At 69.4% G+C, this 22,686-nt stretch carries 18 protein-coding genes; 12 read left to right on the forward strand and 6 right to left on the reverse strand.

From position 1 onward, the window contains the following. Window positions 1-985: 985 nt before the first annotated feature. From ACLJWH_RS01580 to ACLJWH_RS01620, 9 genes are all read left to right on the forward strand, one after another. Window positions 986-1,807: an AarF/UbiB family protein gene (locus tag ACLJWH_RS01580; RefSeq protein ID WP_411139903.1), complete on the forward strand. Its 822-nt coding sequence runs from the start codon at window positions 986-988 to the stop codon at window positions 1,805-1,807. Window positions 1,808-1,880: 73 nt separating this feature from the next. Then, a complete protein-coding gene (locus ACLJWH_RS01585) occupies window positions 1,881-2,723 on the forward strand; it encodes an SAM-dependent methyltransferase (RefSeq protein ID WP_411139692.1) in 843 nt (280 codons plus the stop codon). A 1,376-nt stretch (window positions 2,724-4,099) separates the two neighbouring features. Next, a complete protein-coding gene (locus ACLJWH_RS01590) occupies window positions 4,100-4,564 on the forward strand; it encodes an NUDIX hydrolase (RefSeq protein WP_411139693.1) in 465 nt (154 codons plus the stop codon). Between the two features lie 97 nt (window positions 4,565-4,661). Next, the gene (locus ACLJWH_RS01595) at window positions 4,662-5,684 is read left to right on the forward strand and encodes a Gfo/Idh/MocA family protein (RefSeq protein ID WP_411139694.1); all 1,023 of its coding nucleotides are present in this window, start codon (window positions 4,662-4,664) and stop codon (window positions 5,682-5,684) included. Between the two features lie 298 nt (window positions 5,685-5,982). Next, window positions 5,983-7,272, forward strand: a complete 1,290-nt coding sequence (locus ACLJWH_RS01600; RefSeq protein WP_411139695.1) for a DegT/DnrJ/EryC1/StrS family aminotransferase — start codon at window positions 5,983-5,985, stop codon at window positions 7,270-7,272. Window positions 7,273-7,298: 26 nt separating this feature from the next. After that, window positions 7,299-7,988 (forward strand): methyltransferase, encoded by a 690-nt coding sequence (locus tag ACLJWH_RS01605; RefSeq protein ID WP_411139696.1) that lies wholly within the window; start codon window positions 7,299-7,301, stop codon window positions 7,986-7,988. A gap of 82 nt (window positions 7,989-8,070) precedes the next feature. Beyond that, window positions 8,071-8,883, forward strand: coding sequence for a histidinol-phosphatase (hisN, locus tag ACLJWH_RS01610; protein WP_411139697.1), 813 nt, complete (start codon window positions 8,071-8,073; stop codon window positions 8,881-8,883). A 216-nt stretch (window positions 8,884-9,099) separates the two neighbouring features. Then, window positions 9,100-10,665, forward strand: a complete 1,566-nt coding sequence (locus tag ACLJWH_RS01615; protein WP_411139698.1) for a carbamoyltransferase C-terminal domain-containing protein — start codon at window positions 9,100-9,102, stop codon at window positions 10,663-10,665. 732 nt (window positions 10,666-11,397) lie between these two features. After that, window positions 11,398-12,075, forward strand: coding sequence for a hypothetical protein (locus ACLJWH_RS01620; RefSeq protein ID WP_411139699.1), 678 nt, complete (start codon window positions 11,398-11,400; stop codon window positions 12,073-12,075). Between the two features lie 394 nt (window positions 12,076-12,469). Here the strand turns inward: ACLJWH_RS01620 and ACLJWH_RS01625 are convergent, their stop codons facing one another. The 4 genes from ACLJWH_RS01625 to ACLJWH_RS01640 form a co-directional block, all read right to left on the reverse strand. Continuing rightward, window positions 12,470-13,993, reverse strand: coding sequence for an aldehyde dehydrogenase family protein (locus ACLJWH_RS01625; RefSeq protein WP_411139700.1), 1,524 nt, complete (start codon window positions 13,991-13,993; stop codon window positions 12,470-12,472). A 307-nt stretch (window positions 13,994-14,300) separates the two neighbouring features. Beyond that, window positions 14,301-15,533 carry a GAF domain-containing protein gene (locus ACLJWH_RS01630; RefSeq protein ID WP_411139701.1) on the reverse strand — a complete coding sequence of 411 codons (1,233 nt, stop codon included), beginning with the start codon at window positions 15,531-15,533 and terminating at the stop codon, window positions 14,301-14,303. A 134-nt stretch (window positions 15,534-15,667) separates the two neighbouring features. Beyond that, the gene (locus ACLJWH_RS01635; protein ID WP_411139702.1) at window positions 15,668-16,669 is read right to left on the reverse strand and encodes a DUF6114 domain-containing protein; all 1,002 of its coding nucleotides are present in this window, start codon (window positions 16,667-16,669) and stop codon (window positions 15,668-15,670) included. Beyond that, complete coding sequence (locus ACLJWH_RS01640; protein ID WP_411139703.1) at window positions 16,660-17,274, reverse strand: DUF6230 family protein; 615 nt, start codon at window positions 17,272-17,274, stop codon at window positions 16,660-16,662. Before ACLJWH_RS01640 ends, ACLJWH_RS01635 begins: the two co-directional genes overlap by 10 nt. Window positions 17,275-17,440: 166 nt before the next feature. Between ACLJWH_RS01640 and ACLJWH_RS01645 the strand changes: the two genes are divergently transcribed. Beyond that, window positions 17,441-18,097: a TetR/AcrR family transcriptional regulator gene (locus tag ACLJWH_RS01645; protein ID WP_411139704.1), complete on the forward strand. Its 657-nt coding sequence runs from the start codon at window positions 17,441-17,443 to the stop codon at window positions 18,095-18,097. A gap of 77 nt (window positions 18,098-18,174) precedes the next feature. Here ACLJWH_RS01645 and ACLJWH_RS01650 read toward each other — a convergent pair whose 3' ends face one another. After that, window positions 18,175-19,476, reverse strand: a complete 1,302-nt coding sequence (locus ACLJWH_RS01650; protein ID WP_411139705.1) for a glycoside hydrolase family 18 protein — start codon at window positions 19,474-19,476, stop codon at window positions 18,175-18,177. Window positions 19,477-19,818: 342 nt separating this feature from the next. Here ACLJWH_RS01650 and ACLJWH_RS01655 point away from each other — a divergent pair, with 342 nt between their 5' ends. Further along, a complete protein-coding gene (locus tag ACLJWH_RS01655) occupies window positions 19,819-20,991 on the forward strand; it encodes an acyl-CoA dehydrogenase family protein (protein WP_411139706.1) in 1,173 nt (390 codons plus the stop codon). A gap of 566 nt (window positions 20,992-21,557) precedes the next feature. On the opposite strand, the gene ACLJWH_RS01660 is transcribed toward ACLJWH_RS01655, so the two are convergent. Next, window positions 21,558-21,983 (reverse strand): hypothetical protein, encoded by a 426-nt coding sequence (locus tag ACLJWH_RS01660; protein ID WP_411139707.1) that lies wholly within the window; start codon window positions 21,981-21,983, stop codon window positions 21,558-21,560. A gap of 207 nt (window positions 21,984-22,190) precedes the next feature. On the opposite strand from ACLJWH_RS01660, the gene ACLJWH_RS01665 reads away from it, so the two are divergent. Beyond that, window positions 22,191-22,631, forward strand: coding sequence for an Lrp/AsnC family transcriptional regulator (locus ACLJWH_RS01665; protein ID WP_411139708.1), 441 nt, complete (start codon window positions 22,191-22,193; stop codon window positions 22,629-22,631). The last annotated feature ends 55 nt before the right edge of the window (window positions 22,632-22,686 follow it).

Here is a 22,686-nt window from a genome sequence, read left to right on the forward strand (position 1 = left end):
AGCGCGACCGCGCCCGTGATGCCCGCGATGCCCGCGATGCCCGCGATGCCAAGCCTGCGAAGACTCATCTTTCTGCGTTTCGGTTGGAGCACGTATCGGATTCAAAGCGGCTCGCACCTCGTCCTGTAGGGGAAGGGTTCTGCCCCTGTGTCCGGGTGCGGACCGTCGTCCGTCGCTGGACTCGACCGACGCAGCTGCTGGGTGAGCTGTGGCCGCACGGTGGCCGACTGCGTCGTGGACCCACGCTGGAGACGTCAAGGACCATGCGTCCAACGAGACTTCCGCACATGCCGTATGCGTCACGTGCATACCGTGAGAGCAGAGCGGCACTGAGGGGCGGTTTACTGGTGGGCTCGCCTCTTCACTCGCGTATTCCACTGGCACCGGTTCTCTGGGGAGGCCGTAGAGGCACCCGTGCCTACGAACGAGCGAGGCGCAGCCGCGCCCGGCGTCGGCCGGGAACCTGCCCCGGGCGGTATGCCAGGCATCCCCGGAGCGGCGAGTCCTCCGCGCACCGCCATGACGTTTGCGACCGTTCCCGCGACCGGGGTGGCGGCGGCCCGGAGGCGGAAAGGGGCCAGGACCGGGCACCGGCTCCTGGACGAGTGGTTCCGATGTGCCTCAGTGGGACGAACCGCAGACCCACGATCCGGACTACTTCGCGCCGGAACGCCTGGACGATCGGAGGCGCCGGACCTGTCTGCCCTTCGGCGCCCGGCGCCCGGCGAACGGATCTGGCCGTGGCAGCACACCGCCCTTGGGGGATCACGGCTCAAAGCAGTGCCCGCGACGCTGCGCACGACGGTATCCAAGACATGGCCAAGGGGGATCGGGGGGGACGACCGGAGTCTCGCCGTCGCACCCTCGCTGACCGGGACGGACGGCTCGGTCGCCGGCCTCGCCGACTCTGTACCCTGCCCGGCCCCATGGCGGCACAGGTCGGGCGGATCCTCGCCATCCGTTCCGACTGGCTCCCCTCGGCGCCCTGGACGGGCCGAGCGCCCTCCAGGAGAATGGTCGCTCGATGCCCACTACCTCGGTCAGACACCAGCTGGAGAGGGCCTACGGCAGATGCCTCACGGACGTCCTCGGCTTCATCGGCCCCTACTCTGTGGCTCGTGCTTCCATGGCCCAGGTGCACCGCGCGACGCTGAAGGGGCCGGTGCTCCTGGGCTGTGATCACCCCGTCGCGCAAGAAGCGCTCGGGCAGACCGCCGCATGGTGCGACACCAACGCCCTCGGCCGCGAGACGGAGGTGGAACTCGCCGAACTCCTCGTGGACCGCCTTCCCGCGGCGGATCGAGCGGTCTTCTCCCACTCGGGTACCGAGTCGGCGATCCACGCCCTCCGCCTCTCCCGGGTCCACCACTCCGGGGCCCGGCTGATCGCCCAACGCGGAGTCCACTTCCGCTACTTCGGTGACCAATCGATCGTCAGATGGTGGTTCGGGACCCCAGGACCCGCCCACGTACCCGGACCCATCGCAGGCTGTCCGGGCAGAGCCGAGGCGGCTGTCCGTGACATCCCGGCGCTCCGGCACTGCCATCCTCGTAGTCGCGACCTACTGCGCCGTCAAGTCGAGGATGCCGCCGCCATGGTGGAACCACCGCCGGCCACCACAGTCGGCATCGATCACGAGTGCCTGCCGCCGTATGTGTGCTCTGTGCGCAACACGCATCCACCTGGTCCTCGACGAGATCGTCGCCGGATTCCGCGTCGCCCACGGAAGTGCACAGACCCTCAACGGCATCGCCCCCCGACTTCACGTACCGGGCGAAGGCATCACGTTCGTTCTGGAAGCCCTTGACCGCTCACTCGGCGAAGTGCGGCAGGTGGTCCTCTTCACCAGCTCACACACCCCTCATGCTCGGGAGGCTTCGATGACCAACGACCGATCCGTGCACCACACCGAACCGTCGCCACTGGACGTCGGCCCGTTCCCTGACCAGCAGACCGAGAACGTCGACGGCGCGGCCGTCGACGGGAACATCCACGTCGGCTACTGGGACAACGCCACAGATCACCGCTCGCTCGACCAAGCCACCGACCGGCTCACCGACCTCGTGGCGGAGCGGCTGGCCGCCGCAGCCGGCCAGCGCCTGCTGGACGTCGGCTGTGGGACCGGACGGCCCGCCCTGCGCATCGCACGGGCCACCGGTGCCTGTGTGTCAGGAATCTCGGTCAGCGACCAGGACATCGACCTCGCCCGAATCCGGGCGGACGCCGATGCGCTCGCAGACCGGGTGGACTTCCGGTACGCGGACGCCTGCGCACTGCCCTTCGAAGCCGCGTCCTTCGACGGTGCCTGGGCGATCGAGTCCATGATGCACATCAGCGACCGGACCACCGCTCTCGCCGAGATCGCCCGGACCCTGCGGCCCGGTAGCCCGCTCGTCATCACCGATGTACTGGTCCGGTCACCGGTGAGCGGGGATGACGCGGATCTGGTTCGCCAGACGTGCCGGGCGTTCGGGTCCCCCGCGCTGCCCGAACCGGCGGAGCTCCGCAAGGCCCTCGACCACGCCGATCTGGAGGTGGTGGAGTTCAAGGACATCGGAGAGCACGTCCGGCGCACCTATCAGGCGTTCGCCGATGCCTTCGACGATGTCGTGCCCTCCGCCGATGACCCCCATTACGAGTTCTTCAACTCAACCCGCTCCCTTCCCCGGTTCGGTGCGCTCCCGCAGATCGGCTACGCCTTCCTGGTCGCCCGCCGTCTGTGAACGAAGGACCCGTCCGGGGAGCAGGAGTGGTACTACAGCCCTCTGCCGGCAGGCAGCGGCAACCGGCCCCGGGACGGCAGGACCGGAGATCCGCCGTACGGCCGTGCTGGGCGAAGACGCTCGCCCCGGAGGGCGCCGTGGTCGGCGGCGTCACCGTGCCTTTCTGTCGATGGATCTCGATAAGTGTTGCTTGTCGAGTGACGGTTGCTGCTTGCGGTTCTCGGCTTGGCCCTGGTGCGTCGATTCGTGGTGGTTGCGGAGAGAGATCGGTTCGCGGTCGGCGGCGTCCGACCGTCGGCCGACAGGCTCTGCTGGTCCTGGCCCACCTGCGCTGCGGCGACACCGACCGCCGCCCGCACGCGCGGCCTTGTCGATGCTCTGGCCAAGGCCGGGATCCGCTGCTGGGCGGACAAGGCGTATCAGGGAGCAGGCCGCCATATCCGCGTCCCGTTCCGCAGCCGTCGGCTCAAGCGGTGGCAGCGCCGGCACAATGGCCACCTTGAAGAACTGGCGTCTGCTACGGAAGCTCCGCCGCACCACCAACCGCATCACCGACATCGTGAAAGCCGTCCTCGTCCTTCACCACGCGTCGGCGTGAATTTGAAAAACCCGCACTGACGACGGACGGCCGAGCGGCCCCTCATCACTCAGCAGGAACTCTCCCTGTGGATCCGGCCAACGCATAGATCGTTTAACCGTCAATGATGGCAGAAAATGATTGTTTGGGGTAAGCGTGAGAGGGAATCTTTCACCTGCCAAGCAGGCAGACCGAGGCGATAGTGACCTGTGGCTCGGTGTGAGTTGCACGAGCGAGTGCGGCCGACTGGATGCGCGGTACCACCGGGGTGTGCTCGTCAACGCATGAGTTGATGGCATGTCAAGAAGAAATTGAGGCGTCCGAGGTCTTGGGTGAGCCCGGTGCGCCGCATAGGGTGCCATGTGGTATTCAGGGCAAAATGTAGGTACGCTGGCAATCGCGTTCTAGTGGCAATTTTGCTCGCTTTGGCGTTCCCGTTTGGTTGTTCGGTCCCGTGTGTATTTTGCTCGATGCATGTCGCGTGTGAGTTTTATGTGCAGGTGAAATGAGGGAAGAATGGTCAGCCGGTTCTGTGAAACAAGACCTACGGCTGTAGGTTCGGTGGGAGTTCTGGCCGTCGCCCAGTTCCTCCAGCAGCCCTTTCCGGCCGCTGCGACGGATTCGGCAACCGGGCGCCGACTGGTCGCAGAGATCGCCGCCCCGGGCCCCGCACCACGTCGCTCGCTCCGTACGACGGTGACTCCGACTGGACGGCGTTCTGGGACGCGGGTGGACCCATGAGTGCTCACCCGCTGTGTGCACCTCCGGCTGGGCGCGGTGAGCGGCTGACGTGGCCGAGGTGACGGAACCCCGACAGGTGGTGGGCGCGCTGATCCGCGACCCGGACGACCGGATCTTCGTCCAGCGCCGCTCGGCCGGCCGACGCCTCTTCCCCGAGTGCTGGGATGTCGTCGGCGGAGCCGTGGAGGACGGGGAGTCCCTCCTGGACGCGCTCCGCAGGGAGATAGCGGAGGAGACCGGGTGGCAGCTGCGCCGCGTTCTTGCGCGAGTGGCGTACGAGGGGTGGATGGCGCACGGCCTACGGCACATCGAGTCGGACTATGTCGTTGAGGTGGACGGGGACCTCTCCTCGCCCGAACTCGAATGGGACAAGCACACCGAGTTCGCCTGGATATCAGTCGAGGAGGTCTCACTGCTCGATGAGAACGCACAGCGCAGCGGAAGTACCTTTATCAAGGACGTCGTAGTCGCAGCACATACCTGGCTCGCCAATGCTTCCGGGGAGGGCCGCAGAGCTCTCTGAACTGTCTGCGGTCAAGAGCTTGACAGGGATCTCCGTGAGTCTTTCCTGGCTGGCCGCACCATCCTCAAATGATGTTCTGCGAGGAGGGATATATCGCATGCCCAGTGACAGGTTGAAGAACGTGCGTCCGCGGCCGAGGGTATTGGTGGTCGGATTTGCTGGACATCAGGGAAAGGAATATCTCCCGATCGTGCGGGAGATCGCAGATGTCGTCGGCGGCGTCGACCCCGCACCGGCGGCCTGGTCGCTCGCCGATGCGTGGGGATTCCCGCATTTCGATTTCCTCGGCCAGGCACTTGAAAATGTCGAATTCGACGCCGCAGTGGTCACCGTGCCGCATGGTGAACACTTCCCGGTCTGTGCGAAAATTCTGGCGCACGGCAGACACGTCATCAAGGAGAAGCCGTTCGCTGTCACCGAACAGGAAGCCCGGCAACTGATACGCCTGGCGCAAGGGGCTGACCGCAGCGTCTTCACGCTGCTGCAACGGAACTTCAACCCTGTGTTCCAGTTCGCCCAGGAGAACCTCGCGCGGATCGGGCAGCCCTACTGGTTCTCCTACGACTACCACTTCAACCTGGCTCATCCGACCACTGGTTGGCGCGCCTCCAGGGAGCAGGCGATGGGCGGTGTGCTGCTTGACATGGGCTACCACCTCATCGATGTGCTCAGCGGAATGTTCCCCGAACCCGAACCCCCTCGGGTGCACTCCGCCTTCGTGCACCACTACAAAGAGATGCGGGATCGTCGGCTGGAGGATCTCGTCAGCCTCATGTGCAGCTATCCCTCAACGGGGCTGGCAGGCTCTCTGCGCATCTCACGTCATCACTACGAGAAGATGGAGCACCTCTGCGTGCTCGGTACGGAGGGCGCGTTGAACGTCGTCCCCGGGGCCGCCGTCCTGCACGCCACCGGCGGCCTGCCGTTGGAGCGCTACACCTGGGAAGGCCCCAAGACCGACACCGTGCGTTCCATGATCTCCCACCATCTGGGGCACCTGGACGACCGCTGCTACCGCCAGGACCATCTGCAGCGTCAACTCATCGCCGTGCGCACGATCGATGGCATCTACCGAGACCGGCTACGTGAGCAGAACGAGCTCGCCGAGCAGTGCGCCTGACCCATCGACGGCACCTGGACACGACAGCCTCCGGCGCTGGGGGAGCGACGCGCCCGAAGTACGGGTCATCGGCGACCCGGAGGCCGGCCAGGCCCCTGCCGCCGAGCGGGCCGCGCCGGACGGCGCGAGCTGTGAGGGAGAACCCGGCGGGCACAGATCACCTTCAAGGAGCCCGTACTCGCCTGCACCCGGGGCCCGACGCACGGCCTCCGATGCTCCAAGCACACCGCACCGTACGAAGCGGACGCCGTATCCCACGAGTCGAGCCCAAGCCCACCCGCGAGAGCAGGAAGGACACATGGCCACCGCCGGAAAACTCGCCCTCCTCGGAGGCGCACCCGCCATCGAACAGCCGCTGCCGCACGAGGTCTGGCCGCCCCCTGCCGACGAGGCGGAGCTGTCCGAACTGGCCGAGCAGCGGAACACCGACATCTCCATCAAGGGCAACAGCGGCCCCATCGGCCGGCTGGAGGCCGACTTTCTCGCCTTTCTGAAGGACGGAGCCCGCTTCGCGGTCACCTTCAACTCCGGTACCAGCGCCCTCCTCGCCGCCTACTTCGCGCTCGGCGTGCGCGAAGGCGTGGACGTCGTGGGGCCGGCACTCACCTACCATGCGGCGCTCAGCCCCGTCTTCGCGCTCCGCGGTGACGTGGTCCTGGCCGATATCGACCGCGACACCCGCGGTCTGGATCCCAGAGCACTTCAAGCCGCGCTCACCGAGCGCACCAAGGTGATCACGGTCGTCCACCAGTGGGGTCACCCCTGCGACATAGACGCGATCTTGCGGATCGCCGAGCGGTACGGGCTGCGTGTCCTGGAGGACTGCTCCCACGCCCACGGCAGCCACTACAAGGGCAGGCCCGTCGGCACCTTCGGCGATGCCGCGGTCTTCTCCCTCCAGGCCAACAAGGCCGTCTACGCGGGGGAGGGCGGCATCCTCGTCACGAGCGACCCCGAGGTGCACGACCGCGCCACGCTCCTCGGGCACTACCGGGACCGCTCCCGGGACGCCGTCCTCGACGAGGACCTGCGTGCGCACTGGGTCACCGGCTTCGGGCTCAAGCTGCGCATGTCGCCGTTCAACGCCATCGTGGCCCGGCACGCCCTAGCGGCGTTCCCGGCGCGCAAGGAGGCCCGGCACCGTTGCCTGCGTTACTTCGGCGAGCAACTCGGGGACGTGACCTATCTGGAGCCGGTACACGTTGCCGACCATGTCGACATGGGCGCCTGGTACGGCTACAAACCGCTCTACCGGCCCGAGGAACTGGGCGGCGTCCCACGCTCCGTGCTCATCGAGGCACTGCGCGCCGAAGGCATGGAAGTGGGCGCCCCCTCCGGCCCCCGGCTCTCGACGCTGCCGCTCTACGCCCGCCCGGAGAACCCCCTCTTCCCCGGAACGCCGAAGAAGGGCAGCGCACCGGAGGCCGGCTCACACGCCGAACACGTCGAGCAGCACGCGCTGTCCCTGCCCACCTTCACCAACTGGCCCCAGGACACGACGCTCATCGACCAGTACGCCGAAGCCTTCCGAAAGATCGGTCGTCACCGCGAAGCACTCGTGCGGTACGCGGCCGACCCGCCCCGATGACCAACACCACCGAAGAGGGAGAGACCATGACTGCCGAGGAGTCCCCCGAGGCCGTGGCGCGGGCCCTGCAGCACGCCCTCGTGGGCGACGACCTGCCCGACTCCTTCACCCTGCTGGGGCGGGAATGGAGCCTGCACCGAGGCGTCTTCCCCAGCACCCTGAGCGCCGCCACCGAGGTGATGGCCTCGATGGTGCCCTACCCCAAGGGTGGATCGTTCCTGGAGGTCGGCTGCGGCACGGGTGTCATCGCCGTGACCGCCGCGCTCCACGGCTGTGCCTTCGTCACCGCGCTGGACATCAACGAAAAGGCAGTGGCCAATACGGCCGCCAACGTCGAGCGGCACGGTGTGAGCGACCGGGTACGCGTCCTCCACAGCGACATGTACGCGGCTCTCGAGCCCACGGAGCGCTTCGACACCATCTTCTGGAACGTCCCCTGGACCTATGTGGAGGAGGACTTCCCGCTCTCCACCGATCTGCACTCCGCGGTCTTCGACCCGGGTTACCAGGGCCAGGCCCGGTACCTCGCCGGCGCCGCTGAGCATCTGGCCGACGGCGGCAGGCTGCTCCTCGGTACGGCCGACCTCGGGGACCGCGAACGGCTCGACGCCCTCGCGGAGGAAGCGGGTATGCGGGTCGAACTGCTGGACCGGGTGCGCCGGATCGAGGAAGTGCGGGTCATGGAGTACCGCATGTTCGAACTGCACGCGAAGTGATCCGGTAGCCCCTTGGTGCTCGGCCCGGATGGCCGAGGGGGCAGAGCTCCCGAAACCCAGGAGGTGTGCAGTGAGGCGCCCCATGTCACGACAGGACGACCTCGAAGTGGCCCTGCGGCTGGGTGATGTCGCAGACAGCATCACCAGCCGTCGCTTCCAAGCCCGCGACCTGCGGACCCAGGAGAAGCTGGATCGTACGCCCGTGACCGACGCGGACATCGCTGTCGAAACGGCCGTACGCGAGGCGCTGCAGTTCGCACGCCCGGACGACGCCTTTGCCGGGGAGGAGACCGGTGGCTCCGTCGAGACCGGGCGCACCTGGATGGTCGACCCCATTGACGGCACCAAGAACTTCCTGCGCGGGGTACCGGTCTGGGCCACCCTGATCGCGTTGCTGGAGGACGGCCGACCCACCGTCGGTGTGATCAGTGCCCCCGCCCTGCACAGTCGCTGGTGGGCGGCGGCCGAACAGGGGGCCTGGCTGCGGCGCGGGTCGGCCGACAGCGCCCCTGGGCCGCTGCGCGTGTCCGGCAACACCCGCCTCGCCGAGGCATATCTGTCCACGACCAGCACACGTACCTGGGACACCTTCCACTCCCATGAGGCGTATCTCCGCCTGGTCGAAGCGTGCTGGGAGGACCGTGCCTTCGGGGACTTCCTCCAGCACTGCATGGTTGCCGAAGGGACCCTCGACATCGCAGCCGAACCGGTCGTGAACCCCTGGGACATCACCGCCGTGCAGATCCTCGTGGAGGAAGCAGGCGGTGTCTGCACCGATCTCCTGGGCGCCTCACCCCAAGGTGGCACCGGCGCCCTGTCCGCCAACCCGCAGTTGCATCGGCTCGCCCTGAAAGCCCTCTCGGTCGCGCCTGATGCCTTTGAACACGGCGCATAGGGCCTCGATGACCCCGGATGGGCCCGATGCGCATCCCGCCGCCCGGGATGGCATCGCCTGGTCCGTACGCACCCTTGGCGAACTTGCGCCCCCACGCCGCCTGGTCCAGTCGGGTAGCGGCCCCTGTCTCTCCACGTCGGGCGGCGGCCGACCCCGGCCCCGTGTGATCCCGGCGCCCAACAGCCATGTCAGGAATCCACAGAGAAACGGACCATCATGCTGATTCTTTCCTTCAAGGAAGGCCATGACGGGGCGATCGCAGCCGTCGAGGACGGCAAGCTGCTCTTCTCCCTGGAGGCGGAGAAGGACTCGTTCCTCCGCTACAGCAACCCGACCGCCGAGGTGTTCGCCGTAGCGGCGGACCGGCTGGACAAGCAGCCGGACGTCGTCGCCATGAGCGGCTGGATCAAGGGGACCCAGGCCACCGACCAACCCTCGCGTACCGGGTACTACGGTGTGGGCGCATCCGCGATTTCGGACGAGGCCGGCCGGTTCTTCGGAAAGAACGTGCGCGTCTTCTCCTCCACGCATGAGCGCTCCCACATCATGACGTCCTATGGAATGTCGTCATTCCGTCGGGACCAGCCCTTCTACAGCCTGGTGTGGGAGGGGAACATCGGCTCGTTCTACCGCCTCGACGAGCACGGGAAGGTGACTCATCTCAAGGAGGTGCTCAACTACCCGGGCAATAAGTACTCCTACGGTTTCGCGCTCGCAGACCCCAAGTTCAGCCCGCACCAAGAATTCGTCCGTTTCCAGGACGCGGGCAAGCAGATGGCCTTGGCCGGATTTGCCGAGAATCGACCGGCGACCCAGGCGGAACAAGAAGTCATCGACTTCATCCTCGGTCAGAAGAACGTCATCACCGGCCAGCTGAAAGACCGGATGACCGATTCCACTTTCCACAACATCGGCGTGGAATCAAACGAGTACAAGAGCCTCGCCGCCCGCCTCTCGGACGCCATCTTCGACCGGTTCTACGACTACGCCCAGGAGCACTTGACGGAGGGCCTGCCGCTGCTCATCTCAGGAGGCTGCGGACTCAACTGCGAGTGGAATCGCCGCTGGCGCGAGTGCGGGCTCTTCCCCGCGGTCTTCGTCCCGCCGTGCCCCAACGACAGCGGCTCCGCGATCGGCACCGCCATCGACGCCCAGCACTTCTACACCGGGTCGGCCGGCCTGGACTGGGACGTCTACGCGGGCGGCGAATTCGTCGAGGACGTCGAATTCGATCCGCGGCGCTACGACATCCGCCCCATGCACTACGGCGAGGTCGCCCGCTACCTCCGTGACGGCAACATCATCGGCTGGGTGCAGGGCCGCTGGGAAATCGGCCCCCGCGCGCTCGGGAACCGGTCGATCCTGGCCGCTCCCTTCACCGAGGAGACGACCGTCAGGCTCAACAAGATCAAGCAGCGGGAAAGTTACCGCCCCATCGCCCCGATCTGTCTGGAGCAGGACGCGGGCCGCTGGTTCGGTGGCGGGGTTCCTGATCCCTTCATGCTGTACTTCAGTGAGGTCGAGTCCAGCGAACTGCGCGCGGTGACGCACGTCGACGGAACGGCGCGTGCCCAGACCGTCGACCCGACCGCGAATCCCGAAGCGGCCGGTCTGCTGACCTCCTTCGGTGAATTGACCGGGTTCAGCGTTCTCTGCAACACCTCGCTCAACTATTCGGGGCGTGGGTTCATCAACCGCACCAGCGACCTGATTGCGTACGGTGAGCTCCACGGGCTGGATGGATACGTCGTGAATGACTCCTTCATTACCCCTCGGCGATAATGCACTCGCCGCCGAATCGGGCAACGAGGGGACGCCACCCGGTTGGTCGCCCGGCTTCTGAACGGCGACGCCCAGTGGATCTGCCGCCAGAGACTGCTCTCGGAAGGTGGCCTGTCCTGAAGGCCGGCCCCGGCGGTCAGCGAGTCTCTTCGAGTCGGCTACCGATCAGGTGATGGTTGCAAAGCGCAATGAGCGAGGCCCCCGGGCTGCCGATCGAGATGTCCGACGCCTCAATCACGCCGCTCGGGGGCCTCGTTGGTCATATGTCCTGCTGCACTCGACCTGCCCCGTGCGCTCGTGGAGTGGGCCGATGCGATCCTTGCTCATGATGTGCGCTTTCCTTCCGCGACCACCTCGCGCTGCGCCCCGCGGGCGGCGGCGAAAGGGAACAGCGCCGTCTTGAGGCGCCGGGCCGAACGCTCAACGTCCCTCACACATGAGCCCTGTAGATCAGGCCGGGGAAGGCGCCCGCGATGGCGAACGAGAGCCGCAGCCGCGCTCGGCGTCGGTCAGGAGCGTGCCCCGGGCAGCATGCCGGGCGTACCCGGAGCAGAGAGTCCTCCATACGCCTGCCATGACGTTTGCGCATACCATGCTTGAGCAAGTTGCGTTGGACGCACAGCATTCGGCTTCCCGCGGTGGCGGGTGTGAACGTTGTCCGCAGCGCGCTCGTCACTGGCGCAGGCAGCTGTAGCCAAGACGGCACGGCGCAAAAGGGCAGCGTTCAACGAAGTGCTCAACACCGCAGTGGAGAAAGGTCACTTCGCGAAGAACCCACTCAACGGGCTCAGGTGGAACGCTCCGGCGGTCAACGAGGAGGTCGACCCGGCTGCCGTTCCCGATCCGGCCCAGGTGACCCGGCTTCTCGCGGCGGTTGCTCAGCGGCGCGGGCGCGTCCCTGACCTGGAGGCGTTCTTCGGCTGCATGTGCTACGCGGCGATGCGGCCGGCGGAGGTCATTCACCTCCGGCTCGAGCAGTGCCATCTGCCCAAGATCGGGTGGGGGATGCTCAATCTGTCGGGCGGGCTCGTCACCGCAGGCAAGGAATGGACGGACGACGGCGCGGTGCACGAGGTGCACTCGCTCCAGCGCCGTGCGGCTACCGCGACCCGGCCTGTGCCCATCCCGCCGCAGTTCGTACGCATCCTCCGTGCACACATCGAACGGTTCGGTGTGGCGCCGGACGGCCGACTGTTCCGGAACCAGGCCGGTAACTACGTGGACGCAGCTGCGTATGGCAGGACGTGGGCGGGTGCGAGGAAGTACGTCCTGACCCGGACGGAGCTAAGGGCTGTCCCGTCATACCTGGCGGGCGCGCGACGACAGCTACGGCACCTCGCCGCGTTGTCGGAACATCCGCATACAACCAGTAGGCGGACGCTCCTCCGCCTTGCGATGCACCGCATCTGATGCCGCGCGCTGATCCACCAGGTATGACGGGACAGCCCTTAGCCTGCGGCTTGGCCGGGCGACCCTACGGCCTTCGCCACGCCGGGATCTCGTTCTGGCTGTACTCCGGTGTGGACCCGGCCGAATGCGCTCGCCGCGCGGGCCAGAGCATCGGGGCCCCCTTCCGGTACTACGCCAAGTTCCTGGACGGCGTCCGGGGGCCGGCCAACCGGGCGCGGCGCCTGCGGGGTGAGTCGGGGGCTTGGTCCGCGACTGGTCCGGAACAGTTGGTCAGGAGCGGGACAGCGAGGGGAGAGACTGGGAGTTACGACGTAAACCGGGCCCTGGTCCGAGCGGGCCGAGCGGCAGGCGCCTGACGGGCAAAAGTCCAGGTCAGGCGCCTTTTCTTGTGCCCCTAGAAGAACCCCAGCTTCTTCGGCGAGTACGACACCAGCAGGTTCTTCGTCTGCTGGTAGTGGTCCAGCATCATCTTGTGGTTCTCCCGGCCGATGCCGGACTGCTTGTATCCGCCGAACGCGGCATGGGCGGGATAGGCGTGGTAGCAGTTCGTCCACACCCGGCCGGCCTGGATGGCGCGGCCCGCGCGGTAGGCGGTGGCGCCGTCCCGGGTCCAGACGCCCGCGCCCAGGCCGTACAGCGTGTCGTTGGCGATCCGGATCGCGTCGTCGAAGCCGGTGAACGGCGCCACCGCCACCACCGGGCCGAAGATCTCCTCCTGGAAGACCCGCATGTCGTTGGTGCCCTCGAAGATCGTCGGGCGGACGTAGTAGCCGCCCTCCAGCTCCCCGCCCAGCTCGGCGCGGCCCCCGCCGGTGAGGATGCGGGCGCCCTCCTTCTGGCCGATGTCCAGATAGGAAAGGATCTTCTCCAGCTGGTCGTTGGACGCCTGCGCGCCGATCATGGTGTCGGTGTCCAGCGGATGCCCCTGGACGATCTTCTCGGTACGTGCCACCCCGGCCGCCAGGAAGTCCTGGTAGTGCCCGCTCTGGATCAGCGCACGGGACGGGCAGGTGCACACCTCGCCCTGGTTGAGGGCGAACATGGTGAAGCCTTCCAGCGCCTTGTCCTGGAAGTCGTCCGCCGCGGAGGAGACGTCGTCGAAGAAGATGTTGGGGCTCTTGCCGCCCAGTTCGAGCGTCACCGGCCGCAGGTGTTCCGAGGCGTACTGCATGATCAGGCGCCCGGTCGTGGTCTCGCCGGTGAACGCGACCTTGGCCACCCGCGGACTGGAGGCCAGCGGCTTGCCGGCCTCGGCGCCGAACCCGTTGACGATGTTGACGACACCGGGCGGCAGCAGATCGGCGATCAGACTCATCAGGAAGTGCACCGAGGCGGGGGTCTGTTCGGCCGGTTTGAGGACCACCGCGTTGCCGGCGGCCAGCGCCGGGGCGAGCTTCCACGTCGCCATCAGGATGGGGAAGTTCCAGGGGATGATCTGCGCGACGACCCCGAGCGGCTCGTGGAAGTGGTACGCGACGGTGTCCTGGTCGATCTCCGAGAGGGTCCCCTCCTGGGCGCGTACGGCGCCCGCGAAGTAGCGGAAGTGGTCGATGGCGAGCGGGATGTCGGCCGCCAGCGTCTCCCGTACGGGCTTGCCGTTCTCCCAGCTCTCGGCGACCGCGAGCGCTTCGAGGTGCTGCTCCATCCGGTCGGCGATCTTGTTGAGGAGCACGGCTCGGTCGGCCGCGGAGATGCGGGCCCAGCCGGGCGCGGCCGCGTGCGCCGCGTCCAGCGCGCGCTCCACGTCCTCGGCGGTGCCGCGCGCGATCTCGGTGAACGGCCGGCCGTTGACGGGGGTCGGGTTCTCGAAGTAGCGGCCCCGCGCGGGCGCCACGAACTCGCCGCCGATCCAGTGGTCGTAGCGGGGCTGATAGGACATCACGGCATCGGCGGAACCCGGGCTGGCGTAACGGGCCATGGGGGCGGCCTCCCAATCGCTCTCTTCGCGGTGCCCGACGCTCCCGTGCGGCGGGCGGTGCGCGCAGTGTAGGGCGGCGGAGGTTGCGTGAACGTTGCGCGGACACGCCCTGCGGACGGGTCGGGGCGAGGGCCCGTACGTGGCACATACGGCGGGTCAGCCGGTCGGCAGGCAGGCAGGCAGGCAGGCAGGTCCTGGGCCCGGGACGGGGCGTATCACCGCCGCACGCCGCACGCCGGATCGTCGTACGCCGGACGCCGGACGCCGGAAGTGGCGTGTCGGGCGTTCGGCGCCGGACGTCGGGCTGTCAGACGGGATGCCGGCGGCTTCGGTCCGGATGGGCCGGGGCCGGTGCATGCGGTGGCAGGGCGGCCGTCAGGGCTTCGTGGATCTCCAGGTCGTGCTCGCCCCACGGCGCCCGGGACCACCGGTGCAGCTGGCCGGGGTCGCGGGCGCCCAGGAGCGCGCGCCGCAGCCGGTCCTCCAGCGCGGCGCGCAGCCGCCGTACGCCCGGCGCCTCCGACAGCGGCAGCAGCGGCCCCCGGTAGCTGTCCAGCGCGGCCGTCACGTCCCCGGCCGCCAACTCCGCCTCGACCGCGTCGAGATCGGTCGTCACCGGTCGGGTGAGGCGGTACGGGCGCGAGGCGAGCAGCGGACCGGCCAGCTGCCGCAGCCGGGACATCTCGGCCCGCAGCGTCACCGGCCGCATCTCGCGCTCGCCGTACAGCAGCACCGCGAGCTGGTCCCCTGTCAGACCTTCGGGGTGGTGGGCCAGCAGCGTCATGATCTCGCTGTGCCGGCGGCCGAGCCGCAGCGGACCGCCGTCCACGACGAGCAGCGCCTCGTCCCGGCCCAGCGCCGTCAGGCAGGCCCCGGACTCCCGGACGGAAGCGGCGAGATGGGCCTCCGCGGCCCGCGCGGTGGCCTGCACCAGGGCCAGGCTGTGCGGGCTCGCCAGATGGTCGCCGCCGGAGATGTCCACCGCCCCCAGCAGCCGTCCGGTGCGCGGATCGTGCAGTGGAGCCGCCGCGCATGTCCAGGGCTGCACCTGCCGGTTGTAGTGCTCGGCCGCGAAGATCTGGACGGCGTGGTCGGCGGCGAGCGCGGTGCCCGGCGCGTTGGTGCCGGCGTGCTGCTCGTCCCAGCGGGCGCCGGCGACGAAGTGCATCTGTTCTGCGCGGCGCCGCACCCCGAGGTGTCCCTCGACCCACAGCAGACGCCCCTGTTGATCGCAGACCGCCAGCAGATGCGCCGCGTCGTGGGCGATGGTGCCGAGCAGTTCGCGGAAGACGGGCATCGCGCGGGCGAGCGGATGCCCGTCCCGGTAGGCGCGCAGCGCGGGCCCGTCCAGCTCGATCGGCGCGGCACCGTCGGAGACGGCGCGCGCCGCGGCGGACCGCCGCCAGGAGTCGGCGACCACCCGGCGGACCGGTGGCGCCACCGGCCCGCCGGCCAGGAACGCCGCATGCGCCCGTCGCACCGTGCGGGTGCGTTCCACCGGGTCGGCGCCCGCCTCCATCGCCAGCCAGGGGTTGACCACGTATCACCTCTCCACCGCCGCTGCCGCCCCGTATGCCGATGGTGCTCGTACGCGGCGAGGCGGTAAACCCCGGCGGCCGTGCCACGGATGTACGGATCCGGCTGAGCTGGGCCCGCGGGTGTCCTGGCGGTGGATCAGGGGGCCGCGCCCCGGTGGCCGCCGGCCCGCAGCCGCAGCCCGTTCGCGACGATCAGGTCCGCGGTGACCAGCGCCTGCTCGGCGTCCACCTGCGTCATGAAGACGAATGGCGGGACGACCGGCGGCACCGGGAGGGTGTCGGGGGTGAAGGTGAGACAGACCAGTCCCTCCAGGCAGCCGCTGAACCGGGTGAGATACAGGGTCACCTCGCCGCTGAGGTCCAACGAGTCGGCACTCAGGCCCAGTTCGGGACCGCCGTCGCGGGTGGTGAGCCGGTAGTCGGTGAGCGAGGCCCTCGTCATCTTCAGCACCATCGCCCTGAGCGGCCCGCCGGCCGTGGGCACCTCGGTGACTCCGGCGAGCGTGAAGCCCCGGGGCGCGAACATCGTGGTGGTCACGGTCGGCGGGGTCCGCGGCGCCGGGACCGCGGCCGCACCGGCCCGCGGCGCCGGGCCGCCGACGGCCGCCAGCAGGGCGACCGGCAGCCCGACGGCCAGCACCTTGCGCGCCGTACCGCCGCGGGCCGGCGCCGGGTCCGGAACTTCCGCCGCGCCCCCGGCCCCGTCGGCTCCGCCGGGGTTCGCCTCGTCCTCCCGTACCACCGTCCACCCGAACCCCATCGCGCTGCCCGCGATGCCCAGCCCCATGCCCACCAGGAAGCCGCCGAGGTTCGTCGCCGCGAAGGAGAGCACCGACAGGATCAGCGCGTTGATGCTCACGTAGTGGTGCGCGGCCGGTGTGCACCACAGGAACAGGCCGGCCACCATCAGCGCCAGGCCGATGCCCAGCGCGGCCAGCCCGCCGAGCCCCAGGCTCACCAGCACGGTCAGCGGCGACAGCGGCACCAGCAGGAGTTCGGCGCCGCCCAGCAGGAGCAGCAGTCCGGCCCAGAACGGCCGGGTCCGCCGCCAGTGCCGCAGCGCCGCCCGCCGCCTGGGCCACGGCAGCCGCGCGTCGAGACGGCCGGCGCACCGGGCGCGCCACGCGCTCAGAAACACTGCGTACCGTCCAGGCTCACGCTCAGCCGCAGCCCCTTGAGCCGGAAATTGCCACCGGTGGCCGACCAGGCGTGCGACCTGACGCCGGCGACCTCGATGCTCCCGGCCTGGAGCCCGAAGTCTCCCTTCGGGCCGCCGACTCCGGGCACGGCGTCCAGCGAGGCGGCGTCGCGGCCGATCTGGGCGGTGCCGAAGCGGGCGTCGCCCACCAGATCCGCACCGTCGATGACCAGGCTGTCGGCCCGCACCGCGCCGGCCGCGCCGCCCGCGGTCAGCTTGAACACGACGGGGCCCAGCGGCGTCTTCACCTCGGCCGACTGGCAGATGTCGGTGAGCGTGGCCCGGCCGATGCCGAGCAGTGCCACGGGATGGCCCGCGCCGTCCGCGTCCCGGTCGGTGTGCACATACGAGGCCAGACCCGAACTGGTCAGCTTGCCGGACGACACCTGGAAGGTGGTGCCGGACACGGCGAACGACGCGGCGAGTACGCCCTCGGCCATCACCGCCGCCATCGCGGCCACGGCGAGCAGCGCGGGCACCGCCGCCACGGCGCTCTTCTTCCAGGAGGTCCGCCCCTCGGGCGATGTGCGGAACGGTGTGCTCACTGCGTCCTCCCCGGGGCAGCGATCGACCGGCTGCGGGCGCAGCCGTGGAGACGTGCGGGTGCGCGAGGGAAGTGCTTCACCGGGCCGCTGCCAGGAGCGGCGTCGCAGGTCATAGCGGTCTGCCATACTGCGGAAAACTAGTGACAGCGGGAGACTAGGGCCGGATTTGAACAAGAGTCAACAGCGCGGACAGGCCACCCGCCCGACCGCCCGCGACACCGAGCGCTCCCAGGTGCGCCGTGCCGAACTGATAGCCACCGGACGGAAACTGTTCGCCGACACCTCCTACGACGCGCTGTCCATGGACGACATCGCGCGCCAGGCCGGGGTCGCCAAGGGCCTGATCTACTACTACTTCACGAACAAGCGCGGCTATTACCTCGCGATCATCGAGGACGCGGTGGCCGAACTCGTCGCGCGCGCCGGCAGCACCCACGGCCTGCCGCCGGCGGAGCGCGTCCAGCACATCGTCGACGGCCATCTGCGCTACGCCCAGCACCATCAGGCGGCCTACCGGGCCATCGTCACCGGCGGCGTCGGCTTCGACGCCGAGGTCCTGGCGATCCGCGACACCGTCCGCACCCGGATGCTGTCCACCATCGCGTTCGGGGCCTGGGGCCGGGAGGACATTCCGCCGCTGGCCCGTACGGCGCTGACCGGCTGGCTCTCCAGCGTCGAGGGCGTCACCCTCGACTGGATCGCGGAACAGCGGGTGCCGCGCGAGACGGTGGCCGCGCTGCTGGTACGCGGCCTGGGTGACACGCTCCGGGCCATCGAGGAGTACGAACCGAGCTGCCCGGCGCCGCCCCGCCCGCCCCGGTAGCGCCCGGCCCGGCGGCCGGCGCGGGAAAGGGCGGGAGGCCACCGCCTCCCGCCCTCGCTGCGCACCTGCCGATGTGGCTACGTGATCGCCTTGATCAGCTCGCCGCCGGTGGTGTCACCGCTCAGCTCCCAGAAGAACGTGCCGCCCAGGCCCTGCGCGTCCTTGAAGGCCATCTTCGTGCCGATGGTCTCCGGGGTGTCGTAACTCCACCACTGGTCACCGCACTTGGCGTAGGCCGTGCCGCCCACCTTCCCGGTGGCCGGGCAGCGATCCTTGATGACCTTGTAGTCGTCGATACCCGCCTCGTACGTGCCCGGGGCCGGGCCGGTCGCCGTACCGCCCGGTGCGTCCTGGGTGACGCCCTGCCAGCCGCGGCCGTAGAAGCCGATGCCCAGCAGCAGCTTGTCCGCCGGGACACCGAGGGTCTTGAGCTTCGTGATGGTGTCGGTGGAGTTGAACCCGGCCTTCGGGATGCCGTCGTACGCGGTCAGCGGGGAGTGCGGCGCCGTCGGTCCCTTGGCGTCCCAGCCACCGAAGTAGTCGTACGTCATCGCGTTGTACCAGTCGACGTACTGTGCCGCGCCCGCGTAGTCGGCGGCCTCCATCTTGCCGCCGTCCGAGGCGTCCGCGGTGATCGCCGCCGTCACCAGGTTGTTCTGCCCGAACTTGGCGCGCACCGCCTTCATCACGTTGGTGAAGGCGTCCTTGCCGCTGCTGTCACAGGTCAGACCACAGGCGTTGGGGTACTCCCAGTCGATGTCGATCCCGTCGAAGACATCCGACCACCGGGGGTCCTTGACCAGGTCGAGGCAGGACTGGGCGAACGCGTCCGGGTTCTTGGCGGCGTCGGTGAAGCCGCCCGACCAGGTCCAGCCGCCGAACGACCAGATCACCTTGAGGTCGGGGTGCAGCTTCTTGAGCTTGCGCAGCTGGTTGAAGTTGCCGCGCAGCGCGCCGTTGTCCCAGGTGTCGGCCTGGCCGTCGACGCTGGTGTCGGCGGTGTACGCCTTGTCGTAGTCGGCGTACGAGTCGCCGATGGCGCAGCGGCCGCCCTGGACGTTGCCGAAGGCGTAGTTGATGTGCGTCAGTTTGGCCGCGGAGCCCGAGGTCTCGATGTTCTTGACGTGGTAATTGCGCTGGTAGACGCCCCAGTCGGTGAAGTACCCGACGACCTTGTCGCCCGCGGCGGCCGGCTTCGCCGGGACTGCCGCGGGGGTGTGGGCCGTGGTGGTGGCGGTCGCACGCTCGGCGGTGGGGGCGCCGAGGGGGTGGGCGGAGGCCGACCCGGCGAGCAGGGTGCCGGCCAGCGCGGCCGTACACAGGGCGGTGGTGGCGGCGAGCAGCCTGCGCGGCGATCGCCGTTGGTGCGGTCTGAACATGTCGTCTCCTCGGAGGGGAGTCGAGGGATGGAGTCTGACCTGCGTTCAGATTTGGCATGAACGCGCTCAGTGTTGGGGGAGAAGGTAGAAGGACTAGACCAGTGAGGTCAATGGTTCGGACCAATTTCGTGGCCGTCGGGCAAGGGCCGGAACCGGACAGCCGGTGACGATCAACCAGTGACGTGGGGCCTCCGATCGGGCATACTCCTAGCGCCGCAGCCGCAGGTCACGGCCCCCTGTGACCCGGGGGGCGATCATCGGCTCGGCACACGGAAACCGGCGTCGCGGCCTCACCCCGCGCGCGCGTCGCCGCAAGCGCCCGACAGGGAGGAGAGCGCCGCCATGACCGAATACGGCCCCCGGCCGGTGGACCGCAGGTTGCCCACGGAGGAAGCCCGAGACCTGTTGACGCTCGTGCGTGAGCTCGCCGAGCGGGAGATCAGGCCCACGGCCGCCGAAGAGGAGGACGCCGGCCGCTTCCCGCGCGAGATCTTCACCCTGCTGTCGGAGTCCGGCCTGCTCTCGCTCCCGTACGCCGAGGAGTTCGGCGGCGGAAACCAGCCCTACGAGGTGTACCTCCAGGTCCTTGAGGAGCTCGCGGCCGCCCGGCTCACCGTCGGCCTCGGCGTCAGTGTGCACACTCTCGCCTGCCACGCGCTCGCCGGATACGGCAGCGAGCAACAGCGCGCCGAACACCTTCCGGCCATGCTCGGCGGCGGACTCCTCGGCGCGTACTGCCTCTCCGAGCCGTCCGCCGGCTCCGACGCCGCCTCGCTGACCACCCGCGCCGTCCGCGACGGCGACACCTGGACGCTGGACGGCACCAAGGCGTGGATCACGCACGGCGGCGTGGCCGATTTCTATACCGTCCTGGCCCGCACCGGCGTCAGCGGTCCCCGCGGCATCACGGCCTTCCTGGTCCCCGGCGACGCCGAGGGCCTGAGCGCCGCGCAGCCCGAACGCAAGATGGGCATGAAGGGCTCCCCGACGGCCCAACTGCACTTCGACGGCGTCCGGGTACCCGACTCCCGCCGCCTCGGCGACGAGGGCCAGGGCTTCGCCATCGCCCTCTCGGCCCTGGACTCCGGCCGGCTGGGCATCGCGGCCTGTGCCATCGGCGTCGCCCAGGCGGCGCTGGACGAGGCGCTCGGCTACGTCGCCTCGCGCCATCAATTCGGCCGCCCCATCGCCGACTTCCAGGGGCTGCGGTTCATGCTCGCCGACATGGCCACCCAGGTGGAGGCCGGCCGCGCGCTGTATCTTGCCGCCGCCCGGCTGCGCGACGCGGACCTGCCGTTCGCCAAGGAGGCCGCGATGGCCAAGCTGTTCTGCACGGACACCGCGATGCGGGTGACCACGGACGCCGTCCAACTCCTCGGCGGCTACGGCTACACCGCCGACTTCCCGGCCGAGCGCTATATGCGCGAGGCCAAGGTCCTCCAGATCGTCGAGGGCACCAACCAGATCCAGCGGATGGTCATCGCCCGTCACCTGGCGGGGCCCGAGTCCCACTGAACAACCGCACGGGGAGGGGCGGTTCGGGGCGGGGGAGGGGCGCCTGAGAGGGCTGCTGGCGGGTCTACGATGCGCGCCGCGGCCCGGTTCATCCGCCCGCCGCTCCGCAACCCCGCAGCCCTGCCGCGTGCCGAGGTGGAGGGCGCGGGCTGTCACGGACCAAGGGGTAGCCCCCGGCTGCCTCCTGGCGTACCGTCAGCTCTCCGCACCGGGACGCGGGCCGGGCGCCGTACGTATCGCCGGGGCCCGCACGTGCCAGGGAATTGGGCGCGGGAGAACGGCCGGCGGCTCGACGGGCGGTCGGGGGTGTGGCGATCCGGCCCGTCCCGCCCGCATCCGCGGCCAAGTCCCGGCTGGCGCGGCTGAGTTCCTCGCCACGGCGGCACGCATGCCGGCCCGCGGCCGGCCGGGCGGCGGCCCGATGCGCCTGCCGTGCCCGGGGTGTGGACGCGCCGGGACGGGCCGCCCGTACCGGCGGCCGGTGTCGCTGTACCGTTCCTGCGCCGACGCGCGGAAGAGAGGTGCGCGGGCCGGCGGCGGTCGCCGCCCCCGACTGCCGCTCGCTATCAGGCCGAACGGCGTATCTCCGGTACCCGGGTCGGTCGTGAGCCGGGCCCGCTGATGTGCGAGAACGGCTGCCGGCGCCAGTCCAGGCTCTCCGGGAGCGTCAGCAGCATGGCCGCGTCCTGCTCCTGGGCGTCCGTCGTGTCCTCGGACGACGGCGCCTCGGCCGCCGGACGGCCCGACCCCCGGCACACGGTCAGACCGAACGGATTCCACGGCGAGGGGCACAGCGCGTGCTCCGGAAGGGTGTCCTCGTCCGCCAGCAGCGCGATCGGCTGTCCGCAGTCCGGGCAGGTCACGCGGTACATCTCGAACGTTTCGAAAGGCTCGTACGCACCGTCGTCGTCGACGAGGCCGAAAAAGTCGTCTTCCTGAGCGTCGATCTTCGCCGCCGCGGATTCCTGCTGAGCGTGTCGCATGATGTCCATCCCCCTCGGGTGGGCCGGTCGGGCCGCCGGCTTCTCTGCCGGGCGGCCCCGGCCACCAGCAGCAATTCCCTTCATGCCGCGCGCATAATCGCCACCCCCCGCAGGACACCGGGTCACGCATGTGGCATTAATCACACTGCGGGCGCAGGGGTCTCCACGATCCGGCGCGCGCTGCGCATACGCGCCCGCGCACAGTAGGTTGGGCGGGTGGAGGAGTTGGACCGACAAATCGTGGATCTGCTCGTCAAGGACGGGCGGATGAGCTACACCGACCTGGGCAAGGCCACGGGCCTGTCCACCTCGGCGGTGCACCAGCGCGTGCGCCGCCTGGAGCAGCGGGGTGTCATCAGGGGCTATGCCGCCATAGTCGACCCGGAAGCCGTGGGTCTGCCGATCACCGCCTTCATCTCGGTCAAACCCTTCGACCCCAGCGCGCCGGACGATATCGCCGAGCGCCTCGCCGAGGTCCCCGAACTGGAGGCGTGTCACAGCGTCGCCGGCGACGAGAACTACATCCTCAAGGTCCGGGTCGCCACCCCGCTGGAGCTGGAGCACCTGCTCACCCGGATCCGCAGCCTCGCCGGGGTCTCCACCCGCACCACGGTCGTGCTCTCCACCCCGTACGAGGCCCGGCCGCCGCGTATCTGACCGGGCGGCCGACCCCGCGCGCGGTCCGCCCGCGCACAGGGGCCAGACTGTCCGG

Source organism: Streptomyces sp. x-80 (assembly GCF_046549095.1).
In the GTDB taxonomy this organism is placed as follows: Bacteria; Actinomycetota; Actinomycetes; order Streptomycetales; family Streptomycetaceae; genus Streptomyces; species Streptomyces celluloflavus.

What these genes read in the sequence shown, in the direction of transcription:
- ACLJWH_RS01655 (WP_411139706.1), top strand. Translation starts at nt 19,819, where the DNA reads ATGACCGAATACGGCCCCCGGCCGGTGGACCGCAGGTTGCCCACGGAG.
- hisN (WP_411139697.1), top strand. Translation starts at nt 8,071, where the DNA reads ATGTCACGACAGGACGACCTCGAAGTGGCCCTGCGGCTGGGTGATGTC.
- ACLJWH_RS01660 (WP_411139707.1), bottom strand. Translation starts at nt 21,983, where the DNA reads ATGGACATCATGCGACACGCTCAGCAGGAATCCGCGGCGGCGAAGATC.
- ACLJWH_RS01585 (WP_411139692.1), top strand. Translation starts at nt 1,881, where the DNA reads ATGACCAACGACCGATCCGTGCACCACACCGAACCGTCGCCACTGGAC.
- ACLJWH_RS01650 (WP_411139705.1), bottom strand. Translation starts at nt 19,476, where the DNA reads ATGTTCAGACCGCACCAACGGCGATCGCCGCGCAGGCTGCTCGCCGCC.
- ACLJWH_RS01615 (WP_411139698.1), top strand. Translation starts at nt 9,100, where the DNA reads ATGCTGATTCTTTCCTTCAAGGAAGGCCATGACGGGGCGATCGCAGCC.
- ACLJWH_RS01595 (WP_411139694.1), top strand. Translation starts at nt 4,662, where the DNA reads ATGCCCAGTGACAGGTTGAAGAACGTGCGTCCGCGGCCGAGGGTATTG.
- ACLJWH_RS01605 (WP_411139696.1), top strand. Translation starts at nt 7,299, where the DNA reads ATGACTGCCGAGGAGTCCCCCGAGGCCGTGGCGCGGGCCCTGCAGCAC.
- ACLJWH_RS01625 (WP_411139700.1), bottom strand. Translation starts at nt 13,993, where the DNA reads ATGGCCCGTTACGCCAGCCCGGGTTCCGCCGATGCCGTGATGTCCTAT.
- ACLJWH_RS01600 (WP_411139695.1), top strand. Translation starts at nt 5,983, where the DNA reads ATGGCCACCGCCGGAAAACTCGCCCTCCTCGGAGGCGCACCCGCCATC.